Source organism: Empedobacter sp. UBA7494 (assembly GCF_002478465.1).
GTDB classification, from domain to species: Bacteria; Bacteroidota; Bacteroidia; order Flavobacteriales; family Weeksellaceae; genus Empedobacter; species Empedobacter falsenii_B.
The window spans coordinates 47,966-69,485 of the sequence record NZ_DLOC01000007.1 but is presented as its reverse complement, the minus strand read 5'-3'; the positions used below and the strand labels follow the sequence as shown (position 1 = coordinate 69,485).

The 21,520-nt window shown below is 32.2% G+C and carries 21 protein-coding genes; 12 read left to right on the top strand and 9 right to left on the bottom strand.

Translation table 11 applies throughout. The features are described 5' to 3' along the window. Nucleotides 1-2: 2 nt before the first annotated feature. The 3 genes from B4E95_RS00910 to B4E95_RS00900 are packed head-to-tail and all read right to left on the bottom strand — an operon-like array spanning nucleotide 3 to nucleotide 1,606. Nucleotides 3-389: a hypothetical protein gene (locus tag B4E95_RS00910; RefSeq protein ID WP_114999543.1), complete on the bottom strand. Its 387-nt coding sequence runs from the start codon at nucleotides 387-389 to the stop codon at nucleotides 3-5. Continuing rightward, a complete protein-coding gene (locus B4E95_RS00905) occupies nucleotides 389-610 on the bottom strand; it encodes a VF530 family DNA-binding protein (protein ID WP_038332359.1) in 222 nt (73 codons plus the stop codon). The genes B4E95_RS00910 and B4E95_RS00905 overlap by 1 nt, the downstream gene beginning before the upstream one ends. 51 nt (nucleotides 611-661) lie before the next feature. Further along, nucleotides 662-1,606, bottom strand: coding sequence for an ADP-ribosylglycohydrolase family protein (locus B4E95_RS00900; protein WP_221855519.1), 945 nt, complete (start codon nucleotides 1,604-1,606; stop codon nucleotides 662-664). 209 nt (nucleotides 1,607-1,815) lie between these two features. Here B4E95_RS00900 and B4E95_RS00895 point away from each other — a divergent pair, with 209 nt between their 5' ends. The 4 genes from B4E95_RS00895 (at nucleotide 1,816) to B4E95_RS00880 (ending at nucleotide 4,583) form a co-directional block, all read left to right on the top strand. Continuing rightward, nucleotides 1,816-2,712 (top strand): DnaJ C-terminal domain-containing protein, encoded by an 897-nt coding sequence (locus tag B4E95_RS00895; RefSeq protein WP_221855517.1) that lies wholly within the window; start codon nucleotides 1,816-1,818, stop codon nucleotides 2,710-2,712. A gap of 4 nt (nucleotides 2,713-2,716) precedes the next feature. After that, nucleotides 2,717-2,974 carry a chaperone modulator CbpM gene (locus B4E95_RS00890; protein ID WP_135834956.1) on the top strand — a complete coding sequence of 86 codons (258 nt, stop codon included), beginning with the start codon at nucleotides 2,717-2,719 and terminating at the stop codon, nucleotides 2,972-2,974. A gap of 67 nt (nucleotides 2,975-3,041) precedes the next feature. Then, complete coding sequence (gene rlmF, locus B4E95_RS00885; RefSeq protein ID WP_291063983.1) at nucleotides 3,042-3,956, top strand: 23S rRNA (adenine(1618)-N(6))-methyltransferase RlmF; 915 nt, start codon at nucleotides 3,042-3,044, stop codon at nucleotides 3,954-3,956. Nucleotides 3,957-4,067: 111 nt separating this feature from the next. After that, the gene (locus B4E95_RS00880) at nucleotides 4,068-4,583 is read left to right on the top strand and encodes a c-type cytochrome (RefSeq protein WP_291063981.1); all 516 of its coding nucleotides are present in this window, start codon (nucleotides 4,068-4,070) and stop codon (nucleotides 4,581-4,583) included. Between the two features lie 472 nt (nucleotides 4,584-5,055). Here B4E95_RS00880 and B4E95_RS00875 read toward each other — a convergent pair whose 3' ends face one another. Beyond that, nucleotides 5,056-6,135: a TerC family protein gene (locus B4E95_RS00875; RefSeq protein WP_180904861.1), complete on the bottom strand. Its 1,080-nt coding sequence runs from the start codon at nucleotides 6,133-6,135 to the stop codon at nucleotides 5,056-5,058. 110 nt (nucleotides 6,136-6,245) lie between these two features. Here B4E95_RS00875 and B4E95_RS00870 point away from each other — a divergent pair, with 110 nt between their 5' ends. From B4E95_RS00870 to lon, 4 genes are all read left to right on the top strand, one after another. Continuing rightward, a complete protein-coding gene (locus B4E95_RS00870) occupies nucleotides 6,246-8,000 on the top strand; it encodes a glycoside hydrolase family 3 protein (protein WP_291063978.1) in 1,755 nt (584 codons plus the stop codon). Nucleotides 8,001-8,044: 44 nt separating this feature from the next. Beyond that, complete coding sequence (locus B4E95_RS00865; protein ID WP_291089186.1) at nucleotides 8,045-9,127, top strand: serine hydrolase domain-containing protein; 1,083 nt, start codon at nucleotides 8,045-8,047, stop codon at nucleotides 9,125-9,127. A 23-nt stretch (nucleotides 9,128-9,150) separates the two neighbouring features. Continuing rightward, complete coding sequence (bshA, locus tag B4E95_RS00860; RefSeq protein WP_291089184.1) at nucleotides 9,151-10,287, top strand: N-acetyl-alpha-D-glucosaminyl L-malate synthase BshA; 1,137 nt, start codon at nucleotides 9,151-9,153, stop codon at nucleotides 10,285-10,287. 201 nt (nucleotides 10,288-10,488) lie between these two features. Continuing rightward, nucleotides 10,489-12,927: an endopeptidase La gene (lon, locus tag B4E95_RS00855; RefSeq protein WP_291089182.1), complete on the top strand. Its 2,439-nt coding sequence runs from the start codon at nucleotides 10,489-10,491 to the stop codon at nucleotides 12,925-12,927. A gap of 60 nt (nucleotides 12,928-12,987) precedes the next feature. Here lon and B4E95_RS00850 read toward each other — a convergent pair whose 3' ends face one another. The 5 genes from B4E95_RS00850 to rlmD all read right to left on the bottom strand — a co-directional run bounded on the left by B4E95_RS00850 (nucleotide 12,988) and on the right by rlmD (nucleotide 16,391). After that, nucleotides 12,988-13,248 (bottom strand): GIY-YIG nuclease family protein, encoded by a 261-nt coding sequence (locus tag B4E95_RS00850; RefSeq protein ID WP_312067505.1) that lies wholly within the window; start codon nucleotides 13,246-13,248, stop codon nucleotides 12,988-12,990. 194 nt (nucleotides 13,249-13,442) lie between these two features. After that, on the bottom strand, nucleotides 13,443-13,682 hold the full coding sequence (locus B4E95_RS00845) for a hypothetical protein (protein ID WP_286496285.1): 240 nt from the start codon (nucleotides 13,680-13,682) through the stop codon (nucleotides 13,443-13,445). Between the two features lie 15 nt (nucleotides 13,683-13,697). Then, a complete protein-coding gene (locus B4E95_RS00840) occupies nucleotides 13,698-14,384 on the bottom strand; it encodes a DUF6048 family protein (protein ID WP_286496284.1) in 687 nt (228 codons plus the stop codon). Beyond that, the gene (locus tag B4E95_RS00835) at nucleotides 14,338-14,955 is read right to left on the bottom strand and encodes a DUF6452 family protein (RefSeq protein ID WP_280035560.1); all 618 of its coding nucleotides are present in this window, start codon (nucleotides 14,953-14,955) and stop codon (nucleotides 14,338-14,340) included. The genes B4E95_RS00840 and B4E95_RS00835 overlap by 47 nt, the downstream gene beginning before the upstream one ends. 17 nt (nucleotides 14,956-14,972) lie before the next feature. Continuing rightward, on the bottom strand, nucleotides 14,973-16,391 hold the full coding sequence (gene rlmD, locus B4E95_RS00830) for a 23S rRNA (uracil(1939)-C(5))-methyltransferase RlmD (RefSeq protein ID WP_291089180.1): 1,419 nt from the start codon (nucleotides 16,389-16,391) through the stop codon (nucleotides 14,973-14,975). A gap of 419 nt (nucleotides 16,392-16,810) precedes the next feature. Here rlmD and cysD point away from each other — a divergent pair, with 419 nt between their 5' ends. The 4 genes from cysD to B4E95_RS00810 all read left to right on the top strand — a co-directional run bounded on the left by cysD (nucleotide 16,811) and on the right by B4E95_RS00810 (nucleotide 21,510). Next, nucleotides 16,811-17,719, top strand: a complete 909-nt coding sequence (gene cysD, locus B4E95_RS00825) for a sulfate adenylyltransferase subunit CysD (protein WP_291089178.1) — start codon at nucleotides 16,811-16,813, stop codon at nucleotides 17,717-17,719. Between the two features lie 51 nt (nucleotides 17,720-17,770). Beyond that, nucleotides 17,771-19,006, top strand: coding sequence for a sulfate adenylyltransferase subunit 1 (locus B4E95_RS00820; protein ID WP_291063968.1), 1,236 nt, complete (start codon nucleotides 17,771-17,773; stop codon nucleotides 19,004-19,006). Between the two features lie 148 nt (nucleotides 19,007-19,154). Further along, the gene (locus tag B4E95_RS00815; RefSeq protein ID WP_291089176.1) at nucleotides 19,155-19,862 is read left to right on the top strand and encodes a uroporphyrinogen-III C-methyltransferase; all 708 of its coding nucleotides are present in this window, start codon (nucleotides 19,155-19,157) and stop codon (nucleotides 19,860-19,862) included. Continuing rightward, nucleotides 19,852-21,510, top strand: a complete 1,659-nt coding sequence (locus tag B4E95_RS00810) for a diflavin oxidoreductase (RefSeq protein ID WP_291089173.1) — start codon at nucleotides 19,852-19,854, stop codon at nucleotides 21,508-21,510. The genes B4E95_RS00815 and B4E95_RS00810 overlap by 11 nt, the downstream gene beginning before the upstream one ends. The last annotated feature ends 10 nt before the right edge of the window (nucleotides 21,511-21,520 follow it).

Here is a 21,520-nt window from a genome sequence, read left to right as displayed (position 1 = left end):
ATTTATTCTGAAAATTCGACGTGATAAACATCGCTTTTATTTCGATTTATTTTTCGATATTCAAATCCTCCAGCTTGCGGAATAATTTCGACTAAATCAAATGATTGACAACTTTTTGGCAAACCATTAAAAATTAAAGTGAAATGAAGAGACGAACCTTCTTCGATATACGTCCAATTTGGATACATTGTAATTCCGTCCGCAAAAACCAATTGACAACGTTTTCCTGATTGATTATCAATAATAAAAGTAGAAGGCCAAATACGTGCAGCATTTGCATATTCATCTGCCGCCATACAACAATGTATAATAACCTGACTTTCTTCTTCGATATTGGTTAAGAGCTCAGAATCAATAAAAATCTTTTCTTCAAGAATAGTTGCACTCATTATTTTGCAATTTTCTTAATGTACAATTCTTCTACTTTTGCACGTGCCCAATCTGTTTTTCGAAGAAATTTCAACGATGATTTCAAACTTGGATTATCATTAAAACATCTGATGTTAATTTGATTTCCCAAACCTTCCCAACCGCCGTAATAAATTACTAATTCTTCGATAATATCGTCTAAACGTTTTCCGTGTAATGGATTATTTTTTTGACTTTCCATTTTGCAAATTTACGAAAATGTTTTTGGTGAATTTAGAATAGTTCAAGCTTTCTAAAATTCATATTTTTCTTCCAATTGTTCTGCTAAATGTAAAATATCATCCACTCGCGCTAATTGCTCAATCCAATTGGTCGGAATTGTTTCTGCATCATAATAAATCCCTGCAATTCCACCAGCAATACAAGCAATTGTATCGGTATCATGTCCTAAATTCACCGCTTTCAAAACACAATCTTTATACGAACTTGTATGTAGCAAACACCAAATAGAAGCTTCTAAACTATCCATGACATAACCAGTTGATTTAATTTCATCTTCTTTTAAATCAATTAGTTTTCCACTTAAAATTCGTTCGAAATATGTAAATTCATTTTTATAAATTTCATTTTCTTCTAAGAATAATTTTAACCAAAAATTTGTGTTCAGATAAGCTTCTTCTAGATTTTCGGCATCTAAAACGTTCAACGCAAATTCAATATAATAAATACACGCCAAAACAGAACGATTGTGCGCATGCGTGATAGAAGAAACTTCTTTGACGATTTCACAGCGTTCATCAATCGATAAATCTTTCGTGAAAATTGCTAAAGGAAGAATACGCATTAACGATCCATTTCCATTATCAGATTCGGCTGTAGAACCAGCCTCAATTGGATTTTTTACAACTCGTAAACGATTTATTGCTTTTCGTGTAGAAATTCCAACATCAAAGACTTCTCCGTCAGCTGTCCAATAACCTTCGTGCATCCACATCTGAAATTTTTCTGCAATATCATTCACATTATAACCATTACACAACGATTCAGCCAAGCAAAACATCATCGAACTATCGTCAGAAAAAGTGCCAGGAGGCATATTGTATGTTCCATAACCCATCATATCTGTGACAGGATTTTGTTGTAAATATTGCCTACTTTTAAACTCAACTGGAACTCCTAATGCGTCACCAACCGCCGATCCAATTAATATATTTTTCGAAAAATTTTTTCTATTCATAACTTTCTTTTATAAATGAAAAATAATTGATTTTTTTGAATATATCCAAATTATTTTTGAAAATTTATGAATTAATCATAATAAATTTATCTTTTTCGGATAAAATATTAAAAGGTTTAAAATAGATAAAAAAGAATAAGTCGTATTGTCAGTTTTGAAAAAATTGGAACTGATTTTGATTAAATTACCACACAAACTTATTAATTACTATGGCTTTTATAGATTATTATACAACATTAGGTCTGCAAAAGACCGCATCACAAGATGAGATAAAAAAAGCTTATCGGAAATTGGCGCGTAAGTATCATCCCGATCTTAATCCAAATAACGATGAAGCTGCACAGAAATTTAAAGAATTAAATGAAGCAAACGAAGTGTTGAGCGATCCAGAAAAACGTAAAAAATACGATAAATATGGAGAAAATTGGCAACATGGTGAAGAATATGAAAAAGCTCGTCAGCAACAACAGCAACAATATCAATATAGTAATAGCGATTTTGATGGAGCTGAAGGTTTTGGTGATTTTGATGGCTATTCAGATTTTTTCAGTTCGATGTTTGGACGCGAAGGAAGGAGTAGATCAACAGGTTATAAAGGGCAAGATGTTAATGCCAGTTTGACACTAAATTTGACAGATACATTGACTTCGCATAAACAAACTTTTGCTGTGAATGGTAAAAATATTCGAATTACAATTCCAGCTGGAGTAGAAGATGGGCAAACGATTAAGATAAAAGGTCACGGTGGAAAAGGTTATAACAATGGTCCAAATGGAGATTTGTATATCACGTTTCATATCGAAAATAATACGTCTTTTGAAGTTAATGGAGCAGATTTATCTACAATTGTTGAAATCGACTTATACGATGCAATTTTGGGTGGAGAAGCGATGATTGATACACTTTCTGGAAAAGTGAAAGTTCCAATAAAAGAAGGAACAGAGAATAATAAAAAGGTTAAATTGAAAGGAAAAGGTTTACCAATTTATAAGAAAGATGATCAATTTGGAGATTTGTATGTGACATTTTCAGTAAAAACTCCAACTAATTTATCAGCAGAAGAAAAAGAATTATTCGAGAAATTACGTTCACTTAAAAAAGCTTAAAACCATGAAAAATGTAACGATATCTGTTATTCAGTTTAGTAAATATCATCAGATTGAACCTCAATTTGTGATTGATTTGTACAAAAATGATTTGGTTGTTTTGCACGAGCGTAACCAAGAATATTTTATCGAAGAAAATGATTTGAAATTAATCGAACGATTTATTGAATTTCATTATAATTTGGGCGTTAATATAGAAGGTTTAGAAGTGATTCATCATCTTTTGAAACAAATCGAAACGCTACAAAAGCAATTAAAATAAACGAATTCAAAAACAACCTTTGCAGAAAACTGCAAAGGTTGTCTTATTTTTGCATAAATATTTTTGTATGGATACTCCCGAAAAGAAGAGTAAATTAAAAAAATTACATTCGCGCAATCGTCATTTAGCGCCTTATAATTTCGAAAAATTGTGTGCGATTTATTCGCCACTTTCCAAATATATCAAACCCAATAAAGAGAACGAACCAACGATTAATTTCTCGGATAGAGAAGCTGTAAAAGCGTTGAACAAAGCGTTGTTGAAAACATATTATGACATCGATTATTGGGAATTGCCAAAAGATAATTTGTGTCCGCCAATTCCTGGTCGCGCCGATTATATTCATTACATTGCCGATATTTTGGGCGAAAATTTTGATGGTGTAATTCCACGTGGAAAAGATGTAAAAGTCTTGGACGTTGGTGTTGGTGCGAATTGTATTTATCCGATTATTGGAAATTACGAATACGATTGGAACTTTGTTGGTGCAGAGTTGGATTATGCTTCTTTCAAAAATGCAGAAGAAATTGTAAAGAAAAATGCTCGATTACGTAACAAAGTTGAGATTAGAATGCAATTTAATCCAAACAATATTTTCAAGAATATCATCAAACAAGGCGAGAAATTTGATATTACAATTTGTAATCCTCCATTTTTTAGATCGAACCAAGAAGTGATGGAGCAAACAATGCGTAAACTGAAAAACTTAGGTCAAAAATCTGATCAAAAACCAATTCAAAACTTTGGTGGGAATAATTCTGAGCTTTGGTGCAGAGGAGGAGAGCGTCTGTTTATCACGAAAATGATAAAAGAAAGTGCGGATTATAAACATCAAGTAAAATGGTTTACAACATTGGTTTCTAAGAAAGAAAATGTTCGAATTTTGGAAGGTATTTTGAAACGTGAAAAAGTAAGAGATTACCGAATTGTAAATATGCAACAAGGGAATAAAATTTCGCGTTTACTAGTTTGGAGATTTTAATTGATCTATTTTTAATTCATTAAAGGTTTTATTTAAAATTATTCCAAATTTTTATGAAGGCTTTATTCAATTTAAGATTTGTTTTACCTTGTATAAACAAGATTATAACAAATGAAAACAAATAGAATAATGGCTTTTTTAGGAGTTTTAGCGTTGATGTTTAGTATCTTTTCGTTTACAACTTCTCGCCAAATTGACACAGGAAAAGCAATTTCAAGTTCAGAATGGAAAAACCTAAAAGTGTTACCACAAAACATTTCAGAAGATAGTTTGAAAGGTTTGATGCGCGGATATAATGCTGCTTTAGGTGTGAAATGTAATTTTTGCCACGCCGAAAATCCTGAGACTAAAAAGATGGATTTTGCAAGTGATGCAAATAAAGAAAAGGAATTTGCACGTCATATGATTGTGATGACACGTGATATAAACGCAAAGAATTTCAATTGGGAAAACTCAAAAAATCCAGAAATGATCAATGTTGTAACATGTGTAATGTGCCACAGAGGTAATGAAAGTCCTACAAAATCATTGATTGAGCCTGTAAACGTTGAATTGAAAAACGTGAAAGATGTTGCAAAAGAAAAATTAGTTCCAGCATCTGGTTCAGCGAAAGTTGAGAAAAAATAAAGAATAGAAATATAAGCTCCATTTTTGGAGTTTTTTTTATAAATTTAAGCTTGTTAACATTGTTGATATGATTAAATTTTTATGCATTCTTGTTGCTTTATCAACATTTAGTTGTAACAAAACATAAAGAAATTTCAAAATGACTCGGTTACAAAAACAGATTCTAAAGATTTAATGGTTAAAAAATATTATAATGGTTTTGGAAAATATTCTCATCCATTATATTTATATGATGAGTTTGAAATGAAAGATTCAACTAAAATAAAAATGCTTATTATATAGACAATAGATTAGTCAAAATTGAAAAATATCTTCTTCATAATTCTAATATGGATTTATTTATAATTACAATGAATATGGAGATTTAGAAAAAGTTATTAATTTACCAATAGAAGATAAAAAGTGAGATGTATAAAATTTAAAAAAGCCATTCGTAAGAATGGCTTTTTTAAATTTATTTCGAAGTAATAATCTACTCTTTAACCTCCGATTTATTCGAAATTAGCGACCAAATAATTGTTGTTAATAGAACTCCACCAATGATTGATAATGAAACTGTCGATTCGAAATGATAGAATGGCATAATAATCATTTTAATTCCGATAAAACTTAAAATAATCGCTAAACCGTAATGTAGTTTATTGAATTTGTCCATTGAATTTGCCAACAAGAAATACAACGATCTTAGTCCTAAAATTGCAAAAATATTAGATGAATATAGAATAAATGGATCGTCAGGAGCAACAGCGAATATAGCGGGAATACTATCTACAGCGAAAACCAAATCAGTTACTTCAATTACCATTAAAGCAACGAAAAGTGGTGTTGCCATTTTAATTCCGTTTTGTACAGAAAAGAATTTATCTCCATCAAAATTTGGTGTAACTTTAAAGAATTTGTGTACTAGTTTAACACCAAAATTTTGAGATAAATCTTGGTTTTCATCATCATCACTTGATTTCCAAGATTTGATTCCAGCAACGATTAAGAAGAAACCAAATAGTGTTAAAACGACATTTGGACGGAAGAATTGTTTTGCTGCAAAATTTGCATGAGTCGCTTCATCACCAAGATTAAAGTGCCAATCTCCAATTGAAAAAGCTGGTAAATAAGTCATTTTAATTAACTCAACTCCTGCAAAAATAAAGATTGCTCTAAAAAGAAGAGCACCTAAAATTCCCCAAAAAAGGACTTTATGTTGATATTCTTTTGGAATTTTAAAGAACCCAAAAACGAGGATGAAGACGAATAAATTATCGACAGATAATGCTTTTTCTATCCAATATGCCGCCTGAAATTGCGAAAATTTATTGATGGCAAATGCATGTCCATCTGCTTCTTTAAAAACGAAATAAATCACTCCACTAAAAATCATCGCCAAGGAAATCCAAACGACAGTCCAAGTAAGCGCTTCTTTGTTCGAAACTGCATGTGCATTTTTATTAAAAACACCTAAATCAAGTAGCAACATAATAATTACTGCAACTCCAAAAACAGTTATTAGTCCAGGATGATTCAACATACTATCCTGCACAACACTGAAAATACTCATATAAATTTATTTAATTTGACAATTTACTATAAATTTACCAATCCTAACCAGATTAGACTTTAAAAATGTTTCTACAAAAGAAAAAACAAGCAAAATTAATTTATTCCGGAATGAAAAGAGTAATCGCATACGTATTCTTAACAATTATTTTACCTATCGCCTCGAAAGCACAACAAGTTTCGCCATTGTACAAAGATTCTATTCAGATGAAATGGGTGGACGAAAAGTACAATTCGATGTCATTGGAAGAAAAAGTAGGTCAGTTATTTATCGTTGCAGCCTATACAAATAGAGATGCTGCGCATGAGAATAATATTCAAAAATTAATTGAAGAAGAACATATCGGAGGATTAATTTTTATGCAAGATCAAGCGGCTCATCAAATTGAGTTAACAAATAAGTTTCAATCGATTTCTAAAATTCCATTATTGATTGGTATGGATGCAGAATGGGGGTTGGCAATGAGATTGAAAGGAGTGGAGCGTTTTCCTTGGAATATGACGCTTGGCGCTTTACGCGATAATAAATTGATTTATCAAGTTGGAAAGCAAATTGGTGTGCAAGCGAATAGAATGGGCGTCCAGTTTAATTTTTCGCCTTCGGTTGATGTCAATATTAATCCAAATAACCCAATTATTGGGAATCGTTCTTTTGGTTCAAATCCTGATCGCGTTGCAGAAAAAGGAATTGCTTATATGGATGGGATGCGTGCACAAAACGTGTTATCCTCTGCAAAACATTTTCCTGGACATGGAAATACGGATCAAGATTCGCACAAAGTTTTACCTTTAATTCCAGATAATAAAGCAGATTTAGAGAAATATCACATTGCGCCTTTCAAAAAAATGATTGATGCAGGTGTACAGTCAATTATGGTGGCACATCTAAATGTTCCAGCTTTAGAACCAGATCCAAAAATACCTTCAACTTTATCTAAAAATATTATTACAGATTATTTGAAAGGAGAATTACAATTCAAAGGAATTGTGATTACAGATGCGTTGAATATGGATGGTGTAGCAAAAATGTTTCCTGCTGGTGATGTAGATTATAGAGCATTTGTAGCGGGAAATGATATTTTATTGTTTTCGCAAAATGTACACGTTGGGAAACAAAAAATTATTGATGCAATAAATAAAGGTCAGATTTCTGAAGCGCGTTTAGAAGAAAGTGTGAAGAAAATTTTGATGGCGAAATATATCACAGGTTTAAATGAGATTAAAACTTTAAATCCTACAAATGTGTTAGAAGATTTAAATTCTCCAACAAATTTAGCTTTAACAACTAAGATTTTTGAAAAAGCTTCGACAGTTGTAAAGAATGAACACAAACTTTTACCAATTAAAAAATTGAATCAAAAAATAGCTTTTGTTCCACTTGAACAAACAGATTATGATCAATTTTTGACACATTTACAAAAATATACAAATGTAGAATTGGTGAAGATTTCAAATCCAAATCAAATCAATTTATTGAATGATTATGATGTGATTATTTCTGGAGCGTTTCTATCGAATGAAACGGTTTATAAACCTTATAAATTGTCCGATAATTCGAAAGCAATTTTGAAAGCGTTACCAAAAGACAAAAAGAAAATCTTTTCGTTATTCACAAGTCCTTACGGGTTGAAAGATTTAGATTTATCAAATTTAGACGCGGTTACAGTTCATTATCAAAATACAAAAGATGCACAAGCAGCTGCTGCACAAGTTATTTTTGGAGCAATTGATGCAGATGGAACATTTCCAGTAGATATCAATCAAAATTTAAAAGAAGGACAAGGAATTGTAACAAAACACATCAAACGTTTGGGATTTACTGCACCTGAAAATGTGAATTTAGGAAAAAAAAACTCTCAGAAATAGATAAACTTGCCGAAGAAGCAATCGCAAATCATTACACGCCTGGAATGCAAATTTTAGTCGCAAAAGATGGGAAAATAGTGTATGATAAAAGCTTCGGAACACAAGATAAAAATTCTTCAAAAAAAGTGAAGTGGACAGATTTATATGATGTTGCTTCGGTAACAAAGGTGACGGCGACGTTGCCTTTGTTGATGTTGGAGGTAAACGAAGGCAAGTTAAACCTTGATCAAACAATTGGAGAAATCGATAATGATGTTAAGAATTCGAACAAATCTTCTTTAAAAGTTCGTGAAGTATTAGCGCATCAAGCTGGTCTTAAACCTTGGATTGGTTTTTACAATGAAACGGTCAATGTAAAAAATGCGCGATTATATTTAGATTTCTATTCGAGAAAGCAAGACGAAGAACATCAAATAAAAGTTACAGATAACATTTATATCATCAATTCTATAAAAGATACGATTTACGAAGATATTTATAAATCATCTTTAGGTCGTAAATCATATGAATATTCAGATTTAGGTTATTATATTTTCAAAAAGAAATTAGAAAAGGATTTTGGGAAAGATCTGAATCAACTGACACAAGAGAAATTTTATCAATCATTAGGAATGTATCGCACAACATTCAATCCAAAGGAAAAATTTAGTTTAGAAGATATTATTCCAACCGAATATGACAAAACCTACAGAAATCAACTCGTTCATGGTTTTGTACATGATCAAGGAGCTGCGATGATGGGCGGAATTGCTGGTCATGCTGGTTTATTTTCCAACTCGATTGATTTAGCAAAATTGATGCAAATGTATTTGAATGCAGGCGAATATGGTGATGAGGTTTATTTGAAGCCAGAAACGGTGGCGGAATTTACCAAACAACAATTCAAAGGCAATCATCGTGGAGCTGGATTTGATAAAATGCAAACAACGTCTAAAATAGGTCCATCATCCGAAAGTTTTGGTCATACAGGTTTTACAGGAACGATAGTTTGGGCTGATCCTCAGTATAAAATTGTATATATTTTTCTTTCGAATCGTGTCAATGAAACTGTCGAGCCAAATTATCTTTCCATTAAAAAAGTGCGAGAAAATATTCGACAAGTAATTTATGAAGCAATTTTACCTTAAATTTGTCTAAATAAAAATCGCGAATGAAAATAGGAATTGTATGCTATCCAACCTACGGAGGGAGTGGAATTGTGGCAACAGAACTGGGAATGGATTTAGCGGAAAAAGGTCATGAAGTACATTTTTTTAGCACAAATGTTCCTGCGAGATTAAACATCAAATTACCAAATATATACTTTCATCGAATTCATGTCGAAACGTATCCATTGTTTCAATATCAGCCTTACGATTTGGCGTTGAGTACAATTTTGTATGATAAAGTTTTGCATTACGAATTAGATTTGGTTCATGTACATTATGCGATCCCGCATGCGTATGCAGCGTATTTTACGAAACAAATGTTGGCTCGAAAGGGTTATAAATTACCAATTGTAACAACGTTGCACGGAACAGATATTACGTTGGTAGGGAAACATCCTGTGTATAAAACGGCTGTTGAATTTTCGATTAACGAATCGGATGCTGTAACATCAGTTTCCGAAAGTTTGAAACAAGATACTTTACAAGCATTTGACATTACAAATGAAATAGAAGTTGTGCCAAATTTTATTGATAATGATCAATATTTGCCAGAGAAATGTGTGTGTTGTCGTGATAATTTTGCGCAACCAAAAGAGAAGGTAATTTTGCACACTTCAAACTTGAGAAAGGTAAAACGTATTGAAGATGTAATTGGAACGTTTAATTTGATCCAGAAACAAATTCCATCGAAATTGATTATTGCTGGAGAAGGTCCTGAATGGGATATGGCGGATCAAATGATTCAAGAATTTGGAATTCAAGATAAAGTGAAAAGTCTTGGAATGGTAAGTGACTTGAATGATGTTTTGAAAGCGGCAGATTTATTCCTTTTACCTTCCGAACAAGAAAGTTTTGGTTTGGCAGCACTTGAAGCTATGGCGGCAAGTGTTCCGGTTATTTCGTCGAATGCAGGCGGAATTCCAGAAGTAAATGTTGATGGACTTACTGGTTTTGTTTGCCCAGTAGGAGATATTGAAATGATGGCAGAAAAAGCGATTTATATTTTAGAGGACGAAAAGCGTTTGGCAGAGTTTAGTTATCAAGCAAAAGAACAAGCGATACGATTTGATAAAACGAATATTCTTCCGCAATATGAAGAATTGTACCGCAAAGTAATTGCAAAATCTAAAATCGGGTAAATCCCGATTTTTATATTTATCCTCATTCAAAACCTTTATTGAAAAACTGACAATATATTTTATTGGCATAACGTTTGACTTATTTATACTCGCTTTTCTAAATGCTTTAGACAAGATTCAAATCTTAATAATGCTGTTATTATGAAAGGCTTTCGTCAGTTAAAAATAGTTTTACTGACACTTTGAACGTATAAAAAAATTATGAACATAGACAATTTGTCATTAGCACAAGTAATGGAAGAAGAAATCGAATTAATTCCTTTGATGAGTAAAGACGAAGAAAGTAAGCTAAATAAGCAAGATATTTCTTCGGTATTGCCTATTTTATCGTTAAGAAACACCGTCTTATTTCCGGGTGTGGTTGCGCCAATTACCGCGGGTAGAGATAAATCTATACAACTTTTAACACAAGCTTACAAAGAAGATCGCATTATTGGAGTGCTTTCGCAGAAAGAAATTGCAGTGGAAGATCCTACACAAGACGATTTGTATACAGTTGGTACAGTTGCGAAAATCATGCGAATGATAAAATTGCCAGACGGAAACATTACGGTGATTTTACAAGGGATGAAACGTTTTAAAGTAAAAGAATTTGTATCAAATGATCCTTATTTCAAGGCTGAAGTAGAAATTCTGTCAGAAAAAGTTCCGACTTCTCGTAACAAAGAATATCCAATTATTATTGAATCAATTCGTGATTTAGCTTTTCAGATTGTAGAAGAAAATCCGATGTTACCTTCGGAAGCTGCAGGAGCGATAAAAAGTATCGAAAGTAATACATTTTTAATCAACTTTGTAGCGTCTAACTTAACGTTGAGTTTAGATGAAAAACAGTTGTTATTAGAAATTTCTGATATGAAACTTCGCGCAATGGAAGTGATGCGTTTTATGAATGTTGAGCTTCAGAAATTGGAGTTGAAGAATACGATTCAGAATAAAGTTCGCAAAGAATTAGATCAACAACAAAAAGAATATTTCTTAAATCAACAAATCAAATCGATTCAGGAAGAGTTAGGAGGGAATTCGACAGAAGAAGAAATCAATGAAATGCGCAAACGTTCTTTAACGAAAAGTTGGAGCGAAGATGTAGCCAATCATTTTGATAAAGAAATCAACCGTCTTTCTCGTCTAAATCCACAAATGCCAGAACATAATATTCAGCGTAATTACCTTGAATTTATGTTGGATTTACCTTGGAATACCTTGACGAAAGATAACTTTGATATCAAGAATGCAAAGAAAATTTTAGATCATGATCATTATGGTTTAGAAGATGTGAAAGAACGCATTTTGGAGCATCTTGCTGTGTTGAAATTGAAAGGAGATATGCGTTCGCCAATTCTTTGTTTGTATGGACCTCCGGGTGTTGGTAAAACATCGTTGGGGAAATCTATTTCAGAAGCGATTGGGCGCAAATATGTACGTATGTCGTTGGGTGGTTTACACGATGAATCTGAGATTCGTGGTCATCGTAAAACCTATATTGGAGCGATGCCAGGAAGAATTTTACAGTCAATCAAAAAATCTGAATCGTCGAATCCGGTTTTTGTTTTAGATGAAATTGATAAAATGTCGGCTAGTGCGCATGGAGATCCTTCATCAGCAATGTTAGAGGTTTTAGATCCAGAGCAAAACTCGACTTTTTATGATAATTTCTTAGAAATTGGCTACGATTTATCGAAAGTATTTTTCATCGCGACAGCAAACAATATTGGTGATATTCCAAGTCCGTTACGTGATCGTATGGAGATGATTAATATTGCAGGTTATACAATCGAGGAAAAATCTGAAATCGTAAAACGTCACCTTTTACCAAAACAACTAACAGAACATGGCTTGAAAGAGAAAGATGTTGTGTTAGGAAAAAAAGAAATCGAATATTTAATAACAGGTTATACGCGTGAATCTGGTGTTCGTAAATTGAATCAGAAAGTTGCGAAATTAGTTCGTTCAGCTGCAAAACATATTGCGTTGGAAGAAGAATTTAATACTAAATATTCAATCGAAGATATTTCTAAAATTTTAGGACCTTCTATTACACCAGATCAATATGAGAATAATGAGGTTCCTGGAGTTGTAGTAGGTTTAGCTTGGACAAGTGTTGGTGGAGATATTTTATTTATCGAATCTATTTTATCGAAAGCGAAAAATGGTGGACTTTCTATTACAGGAAATTTAGGAACTGTGATGAAGGAATCTGCAACAATTGCATTAGAATACATCAAATCGCATGCGGATGAATTGGGAATTAAACCAGAAGTTTTCGAGAATTATAAAGTTCATATTCACGTTCCGGAAGGAGCAACGCCAAAAGATGGACCATCTGCCGGAATTACAATGTTGACGTCTTTGGTTTCGTCTTTTACACAACGAAAAGTAAAAGCAAAATTAGCAATGACAGGTGAGATCACACTTCGTGGAAAAGTGTTGCCAGTTGGCGGAATTAAAGAGAAAATTTTAGCGGCAAAACGTGCAAATATCAAAGAAATTATTTTGTGCGAAGATAACCGAAAAGATATTGAAGAAATTAAAGCAGAATACGTAAAAGGAATGACTTTTCATTTTGTAAAAGAAATGAAAGAAGTTTTGGATATTGCTTTAACGAATCAAAAAGTAAAAGGAGCAAAGGTTTTGGATTAATCTATAAATCTTTTTAGAACATATAAAAAGGAACTCAATTTAGAGTTCCTTTTTTGTTTATTATAGAATACTAATATCTTCTAAATTTGGATTTTTAGATTTAATTAAATTAATTTTCCATTCCCGTTTCCAATTTTTCAATTGCTTTTCTCTTAACATATCTTGACTAATTGAAGTAAAATCTTCAAAATAAATTAATGATTTTACATTGTATTTTTGAGTGAAAGCTGAACCAATTCCTTCTTTATGAGCTTCTATTCTTTTAATTAAATTGTTGGTAACTCCAATATAAAAAACAGTTCGATATTTGTTTGTAAGTATATAAACATAATATATTTTCAGAATTCCTTATATGATATGTTCCTGAAACGAATTCAGGATGACTTAGTTAGATAAACTAATTTAAGGATTATTAATGATAATGTAGAGAAAAAATGTCAAGCTGAATTTATTTCAGCTTCGCATCAAGAAAAAAGGAACTCAATTAGAGTTCCTTTTTTAGTTTGTATATAAATCTATAACCAAACAAATTTTTTAGCTTTTTCACTTTCTGGATCAAACCATTCATCACTTATTTCTTTATAAATTGTTTTTCCATTTTTATCTATTTTGATTTGAATCAAATCTCCTATTGGTGCTCCATGTAAATATCTTAATCGACCTAAAGAATCGAATTTTATTTTTCCATTTTGAAGTAATTTATTATATTTCGGAAAAAGAGAAATATTATCTTTTGTTAATCTAATTTGATTCATAACAAGTTTTTAGTCTTAGTTTATCTTATAAGCAATTCCCCAAAAAACTGGCATATTGAAAGGACCACTGTATTTTCCGTAACCAGGAATAACCAAAGGATCAATTCCTTGATCTTTTTTACCTCCAATATAAGCTGCAGGATGCAAGGCTAACTCACCATAAAAATTCTTGAAAATCTCTACACGTCCACCAACCACAGCTTCTATCCAATAACTGCTTACATTCGCTTTTGGCAAACTTCCTGTTCCTGTAATCTCATTCGATTGTAAATCTCTAATCGGATAACTATTGATGGTTTGCGAATATTTAGAATACGCAATTCGTCCACCAATGTAAATTCCGTTCGATTGATTTTCTATATCTTGCGTTATAAACCAGTTTGCACCAAGTTTTGCAAAAACGCCGTCAACATCAACATTCCAATTGATTTCATTGAAATTATTTTTCTCGAAACCAGCTTCTACAGCGGCATGCCACTTATTATTGATTTGATAAGAAGCATAAGCGCTAACTCCTTTTTTATCGTTGAAAGCAGAAACAATTGGATTGAAAATATCTACACCGATAAAAATATCGTGGTATTTTTTTTGGGGAATAGAATCTGTAACCGAAACTTTTGTTGAATCAGTTTTATTTTCTTGACCAAATGCAAAATTAATTGCGCTCGTCAGCAAAAAGCTTAATAATAGTTGTCGAACCATCTTTAATTTCAGTATTTACAGTTTCTATTTTTTTTATCCAATTTCCAGCTCCATTTCCAGTTTTTGTTACCAATTTTACATCAACTCCTTTAAAAGTTAATCCAAAACCACAAGCTTTAGAAGTATAGCCATTTCCAAGCGTATCGTATTTTAAAATCAATCGATCACGTTTTGCAGGAATTGTTCTGATGACTTTACCCGTTATAGAATCTTTTACATCTATATCTGGACCTTGCGCTATAGTATAGTAAATCTCTTTTTTACTATTTTGACGCAAAGCAATTCCGAAACTCGTTTTTCCTAAAGCAGAATTTTTTTCGATTAAGACAGTATCTTTACTCGTTCCTGTAGCTTCTCTAATTCCTTTCGTAATCGAATCATTATAAACATACGCCCAATAATAAATAGAATCTTCCAAAGGAACATTAGTTCCATCATAATACATATCAGCAACCATGCGTGGAACATCACCTTCGTCGGTACAAATATCATCATCTTCGCAACTATAAAATGCTAAAGAAATTATAGAAGCAAAAATTGAGTAGGCTAGAAAACGTTGAATATTTTTCATTTTTTTTTGATTGAATTTTAAATTCGCTCTAAAAGTACAATATTTTCTACATGATGTGTTTGTGGAAACATATCAACTGGTTGAACTTTAACAATTTTATATTGATCTTTCATCAATTCTAAATCGCGCGCTTGTGTAGCAGAGTTACACGAAACATAAACAACACGTTTAGGATTCATAAACAAAATATTTTCAACCACTTTTTTATGCATTCCATCACGTGGAGGATCAGTAATAATTACATCTGGAATTCCGTGTTCGTTAATGAAATCTTGATTTAATACGTCTTTCATGTCACCACAATAGAAATCACAATTGTCAATTCCATTAAATTTTGCTGCCGCTTTTGCTGCATCAATTGCTTCTTGAACAGATTCTACACCAACTACTTTTTTCGCTTTTTTCGAAACGAATTGCGCAATTGTTCCAGTTCCAGTATATAAATCGTATACTAATTCATCTCCAGTTAAACCTGCAAAATCACGTGTTAATTTATATAATTCGTAAGCTTGTTCTGGATTTGTTTGATAGAAAGATTTTGGACCAATTTTGAAGTTCAAATTTTCCATCTTTTCCATAATATGATCGTCTCCAGCAAAAACTTCGATATCTAAATCATAAACAGAATCGTTTTGTTTTGGATTGATTGCATACAATAAAGATGTGATTTCAGGGAATTTATCTTTCAAGTTTTGTAAGAAAGCTTCACGATTTTCTTTCTCTTCTCGGAAGAATTGAACCAAAACCATTACTTGTCCATTCTGAGAAGTACGAATCATTAATGTTCTTAATAAACCTTCTTGATTTTTTAAATCGAAGAAATCTAAATGATGCTCTAATGCAAAACGTTTTGCTTCGACACGAATCGCATTAGAAGGATCACGTTGCAAGTGACATTTTGTAACATCCAAAACTTTAGACCAAGCACCAGGAATATGGAATCCAACTACGTCACGGTCGTCAAATTCTTTCCCAGACTGAATTTCTTCTAATGTTAACCAACGTGCATTAGAAAAAGTAAACTCTAATTTATTACGGTAAAAATATTGTTCTTTAGAACCTAAAATTGGAACAATTTCAGCATCTAAATCTTTGAAACCTCCGATACGAACCAAATTGTTAACCACTTCGTCATGCTTAAATTTTAATTGCGCATCATAGCTCATATCTTGCCATTTACAACCACCGCAAACACCAAAATGCTCACATTCTGGCTGAACGCGATAAGGAGATTTTGTGTGAATTTCGATTGCTTGTCCTTCTAAATAGCTGCTTTTTTTCTTCAAAACGTGTACATCTACAACGTCTCCTGGAATTGCGCCTTTTATCAGAACCGTTTTTCCTTCCTCTGTTTTACCAACCGATACACCTTTTGCACCAGCACGTAAAACTTCTATATTATTTAATATGATTTTTTGTTTCGCTTTTCTTGACATTTTGCAAAGGTAAGCAAGTCCCCGAAATATTCAATTTTTTATCTTTTTTTGGAATCAATCTTTGTATTTTAAATAAAATTTTTACTTTTACAACATAAAATCTATCGGTTTTATAGATTATTATTTTATTGAATAAACTTATTTAGGATAATTGTCTTTAAATTGTTTGAAAAATAGGTTTGTTATTTAAACTATTCTATTAATTATATTTATTTAGAAAAATAATATAATTTTGAAATCAGAAATGTAACATGAAAAATGAAAAAAATAGTATTTAATATGTCAATGTATATGTGTCGCTCTTTAGAAGAGGAGGAATATGTTGTGATGTATTAATTACGAAAATAATAGTTCATGAACTCCTCTAAAATTTTGAGGAGTTTTTTATTGTCAAAAAATAAGTTAGAAAGTTAGAAAGAATGTCAAGTCAAGAAAAAAATTATTTAAATCAATTAGAAGACGAAGCAATCTACATTCTGAGAGAAACAGCTGCTCAATTTGAGCGTCCAGCATTGTTATTTTCAGGAGGAAAAGATTCGATTGTTTTGATTCATTTAGCTTTGAAAGCCTTTCGTCCAGGGAAATTTCCTTTTCCTTTAGTACACGTAGATACAGGACACAATTTTCCTGAAGCGATAAAATTTAGAGATTATTTGGTTGATAAAATCGGTGAAAAATTGATTGTTGCCTCTGTAGAAAATGCTATAAAAAAATATAATCTGAAAGAAACTTCTGGCCGTTTTCCTTCTCGTAATACCTTACAAACGTATGCGTTATTAGATGTGATTGAAGAAAATGAATTTGATGCATGTATTGGAGGAGCTCGTCGCGATGAAGAAAAAGCACGTGCAAAAGAGCGTATTTTCTCAGTTCGTGATGATTTTGGCCAATGGGACCCGAAACTTCAACGTCCTGAATTGTGGAATATTTTGAACGGAAGAATTGAAAAAGGACATAATGTACGTGTTTTTCCGATTAGCAATTGGACAGAGTTAGATGTTTGGAATTACATCAAACAAAATAACATCGAATTGCCAAATCTATACTTTGCTCACGAGCGTGAATGTATTGTTTACAATGATAAGTTAATTGCGACTTCAGATTTTATTCAGCCAAATGCAGACGATGAGGTTGTGGTAGAAAAAGTACGTTACAGAACGGTTGGTGATATGACGTGTACAGCGGCTGTACCTTCAGATTCTTCTACGATTGAAGATATTATTACAGATATTATCAATACAAGAATTAGCGAAAGAGGACAAACTCGTTTGGATGATCAATTGTCAGAATCGGCGATGGAAGACCGTAAAAAACAAGGTTATTTCTAAGTCAAAATTTTTTTAAACAAAACTCTATAATATCTATAGGAATTAAGTAAAATGAATGCATTAAAATTTATAACAGCAGGAAACGTAGACGATGGTAAAAGTACTTTAATAGGGCGTTTACTTTACGATTCGAATAGTATTCACACCGATCAATTGGGTGTTTTAGAAAAACGTAAATCAAATGAAGACGACGAAATTGATTTGTCTTTGATTACAGATGGTTTACGTGCCGAGCGCGAACAAGGAATTACAATAGACGTAGCGTACAAATATTTTTCGACTGCAAAACGAAAATTTATTATTGCAGATGCGCCTGGACATGAGCAATACACGCGAAATATGATTACAGGAGCTTCAAATTCAGAGTTGATTATTATTTTGGTTGATGCACGTAAAGGAATCACTTCTCAAACAAAACGTCATGCAAGTATTGGATCGTTAATGGGAATTAAAAAAGCAATTATCGCCATTAATAAAATTGATTTGGTTGATTATTCACAAGATATTTTCGAAAAGATAAAAAATAATTTTCAACAAATTCAAGATCAATTGAATTATGATGAAGTAACTTTTATTCCAGTTTCTGCTTTGGTTGGCGATAATATTGTCGAAAAATCTGCGAAAACGCCTTGGTATAATGGTGAAACATTATTGCATCAATTGGAAACAGTTTCGATTGAAACAGATAAAAGTTTAGCAGCTCGTTTTCAGGTTCAATGGGTAATTCGTCCAAAAGATGAAGAGCATCACGATTATAGAGGTTATGCAGGGCAAATTTTGAGTGGAGCCTACAAAGTTGGGGATTCTATTAAAGTTTATCCATCAAATATCGAATCAAAAATTGTTAAAATAGAACGTCATTTGGAAGAAGTACAACATGCTGAAGCAGGAGAAAATGTTGTGATTCATCTCGAAAATAATATAGATATCAGTAGAGGAGACACAATTGTAAAAACTTCCGAAGAACCGCAAACGACAAATGTGCTAAAAGCGTGGATTTGTTGGTTAGACAATAATGCATTACAACAAGGAAAAACTTATGTGTTGCAACATCGTTTTCATTCGGTTCGTGCAAAAATCAAAACAATCGATCAACAATGGGATATTAATAATTGGGAATTTATTCCATCTGAAGAAATCAAGTTAAATGATATTGGACAAGTTGTTTTAAAAACAAATCAACCTTTATTTTTTGATTCTTTCAAAGAAAATATTCATACAGGAAATGCCATTTTGATTGACGAAACAACGAAAAATACAGTCGCTGCTTTGATGTTTATTGATTAAAACATCAATTAAATCTTATCAATCAACTTATTTATTACAAACATGCAAACAACAATAGGAAAAGTAATTTTGGCTGGCGCTGGTCCTGGAGATCCAGAATTGGTGACGCTCAAAACATTAAATTATATCAAAAAAAGCAGATGTTATTTTGACAGATCGCTTGGTTTCTCCAGTGTTAATAGACGAATATGCGTCGAAAGATGCGTTGGTTATTTATGTCGGAAAACAATGTTCGAAAGGCATTCATACGCCTCAAAAAGATATTAACGATATGATGATTGAGTTTGTAATGCAAGGAAAATTAGTGGTTCGATTGAAAGGAGGTGATGCTTCACTTTTCTCTAATATTTTGGACGAATTAGAAACCTTGAAAAAAAATCATGTTCCGTACGAAATAATTCCAGGTATTTCGGCTGCTTTTGGTGCTGCAGCTTACACGGGAATTCCATTGACAGCGCGAAATCATTCGAAAGGAGTTCGCATGTTGACGTTGTGCGATTTGAAATCTATTGAACACAAACAATGGAAAGATTGGGCAAAAACGTCTGATACATTGGTTTTTTATATGAGTGTACAGCGTTTGCAAACTTTAGCTGATCAGTTGATTTTGAATGGAATTGATACCGAAAAAGGTTTAACAGTTATTCAACAAGCGACAACTCCAGATCAGAAAACGCAAGTTTTTATTTTTGAAAATATTGTAGAAAAACATTTACCAACCTTTGATTTTGTACCAACTTTAATTATCGTTGGTCATGTTGTTAATTTGCATCAATCATTCGCTTGGTTAGATGAACAACCAACTTCCAACTCATATTTTGATAACCATAAAACAACAAGTTCTTATGCTAGCTAACGAAAAATTGAACTTAGTAAAAAGTTTAGTCAAAGAATTATCACGTGACGAAATTATTTGGACAAATGGTTATTTGGCTGGATTAGTTGCAAATCAAACACAAGAAGTACCTCAAGAACAAAAAGTTTTAACCTCAATCAAACCTACAATAATCTATGGAACTGAAACAGGAAATGCGAAGAAATTAGCCAATCAATTGCTTGGAATTTTTAAGAAGAATAAAATTCAAGCCAAAGCGATTGATGCGTTTCAATATCCACTCGAAAAAATTGAAAAAGAAGAATTTTTAATTCTAATTTTTAGCACGCAAGGAGATGGAGATTTACCTCAAAATGCACAAAAATTCTATGATAATTTGAGCAATTCTGATTTAAAATTAAATCAAACTAAGTTTGCTGTTTTTGGTTTGGGCGATACGTCTTATCCGTTTTTCTGTAAATCAGGAGAAGAAATTGATGAATTATTTGGAAAACTAGGCGCACAACGCGTTTTCGATTTGGTAAAAGTAGATTTAGATTATCAAGAAATTGCCGAAAATTGGTTTGCGGATATTTTAAAAACTATTCAATCAGAAGGAAGTTCAACGGTTGTACAACCTCATAAATTGCAAAGTTCTTCAACGCAGAAAAAATCGTACGAAGGAATTGTAAAACATAAAATCGTTTTGAATGATAGAGATTCAAACAAAGAAACCTATCATATCGAAATAGCAATTGATGAGCAAGTCGATTACGAACCTGGTGATGCTTTGGGAGTTTATCCGAAAAATAATCAAACTGAAATTTTAACGATTGCGAAGCTTTTCAATGAAGAAAATCGCGCGAAAGAACTTGAAGAAAAAAATATTAGAGGACTTTCTAAAAAATCAATAGATCAATTTGCAACAATTTTGAATGTAGAAATTCTCGAAACTAAAATTGATTTAATTGATTTGTTGACAAAATATTTTTCGTCAGAATCTACAATAAAATTTGAAGATTTTTTAAATCTTTTGCATCCAATTGCACCACGTTTATATTCGATTTCATCATCGAATGAAGCACATGATAATGAAATTCATTTAACGGTAAGTCTGAATACTTTTTCAGTTTCAGATCAACAAAAAACTGGATTATGTTCTCAGTTTTTAGCAGATTTTGAGCAAGATAAATCCATAGAATTTTACATTCATAAAAATAAAAATTTCAAACTTCCAGATGAAAATCAATCGGTAATTATGATTGGTCCGGGAACAGGAATTGCACCTTTTCGTAGTTTTTTGACACATCGTGATGCAATTGGCGCAGAAGGTAAAAACTGGTTGTTTTTTGGTGAACAACATTTTGTTTCGGATTTCTATTATCAAACTGAAATTCAGGAATGGCTTTCGACAGGAGTTTTGAGCAAATTAGATACCGCTTTTTCTAGAGATCAAAAACATAAAATTTATGTACAAGATCGAGTGAAAGAACAAGGAAAAGAACTTTACAATTGGTTAAAAGATGGTGCTTATTTGTATGTCTGCGGTCAAAAAGATGGAATGAGTACAGATGTAGAAAGTGCTTTGATCGAATTAATTGCAAAAGAATCAAATCAAGATGAGGTTTCAGCGAAAAATTTTCTGGAACAATTAGAAGAAGAAGGTCGCTACCAAAAAGATGTTTACTAATCAACCAACA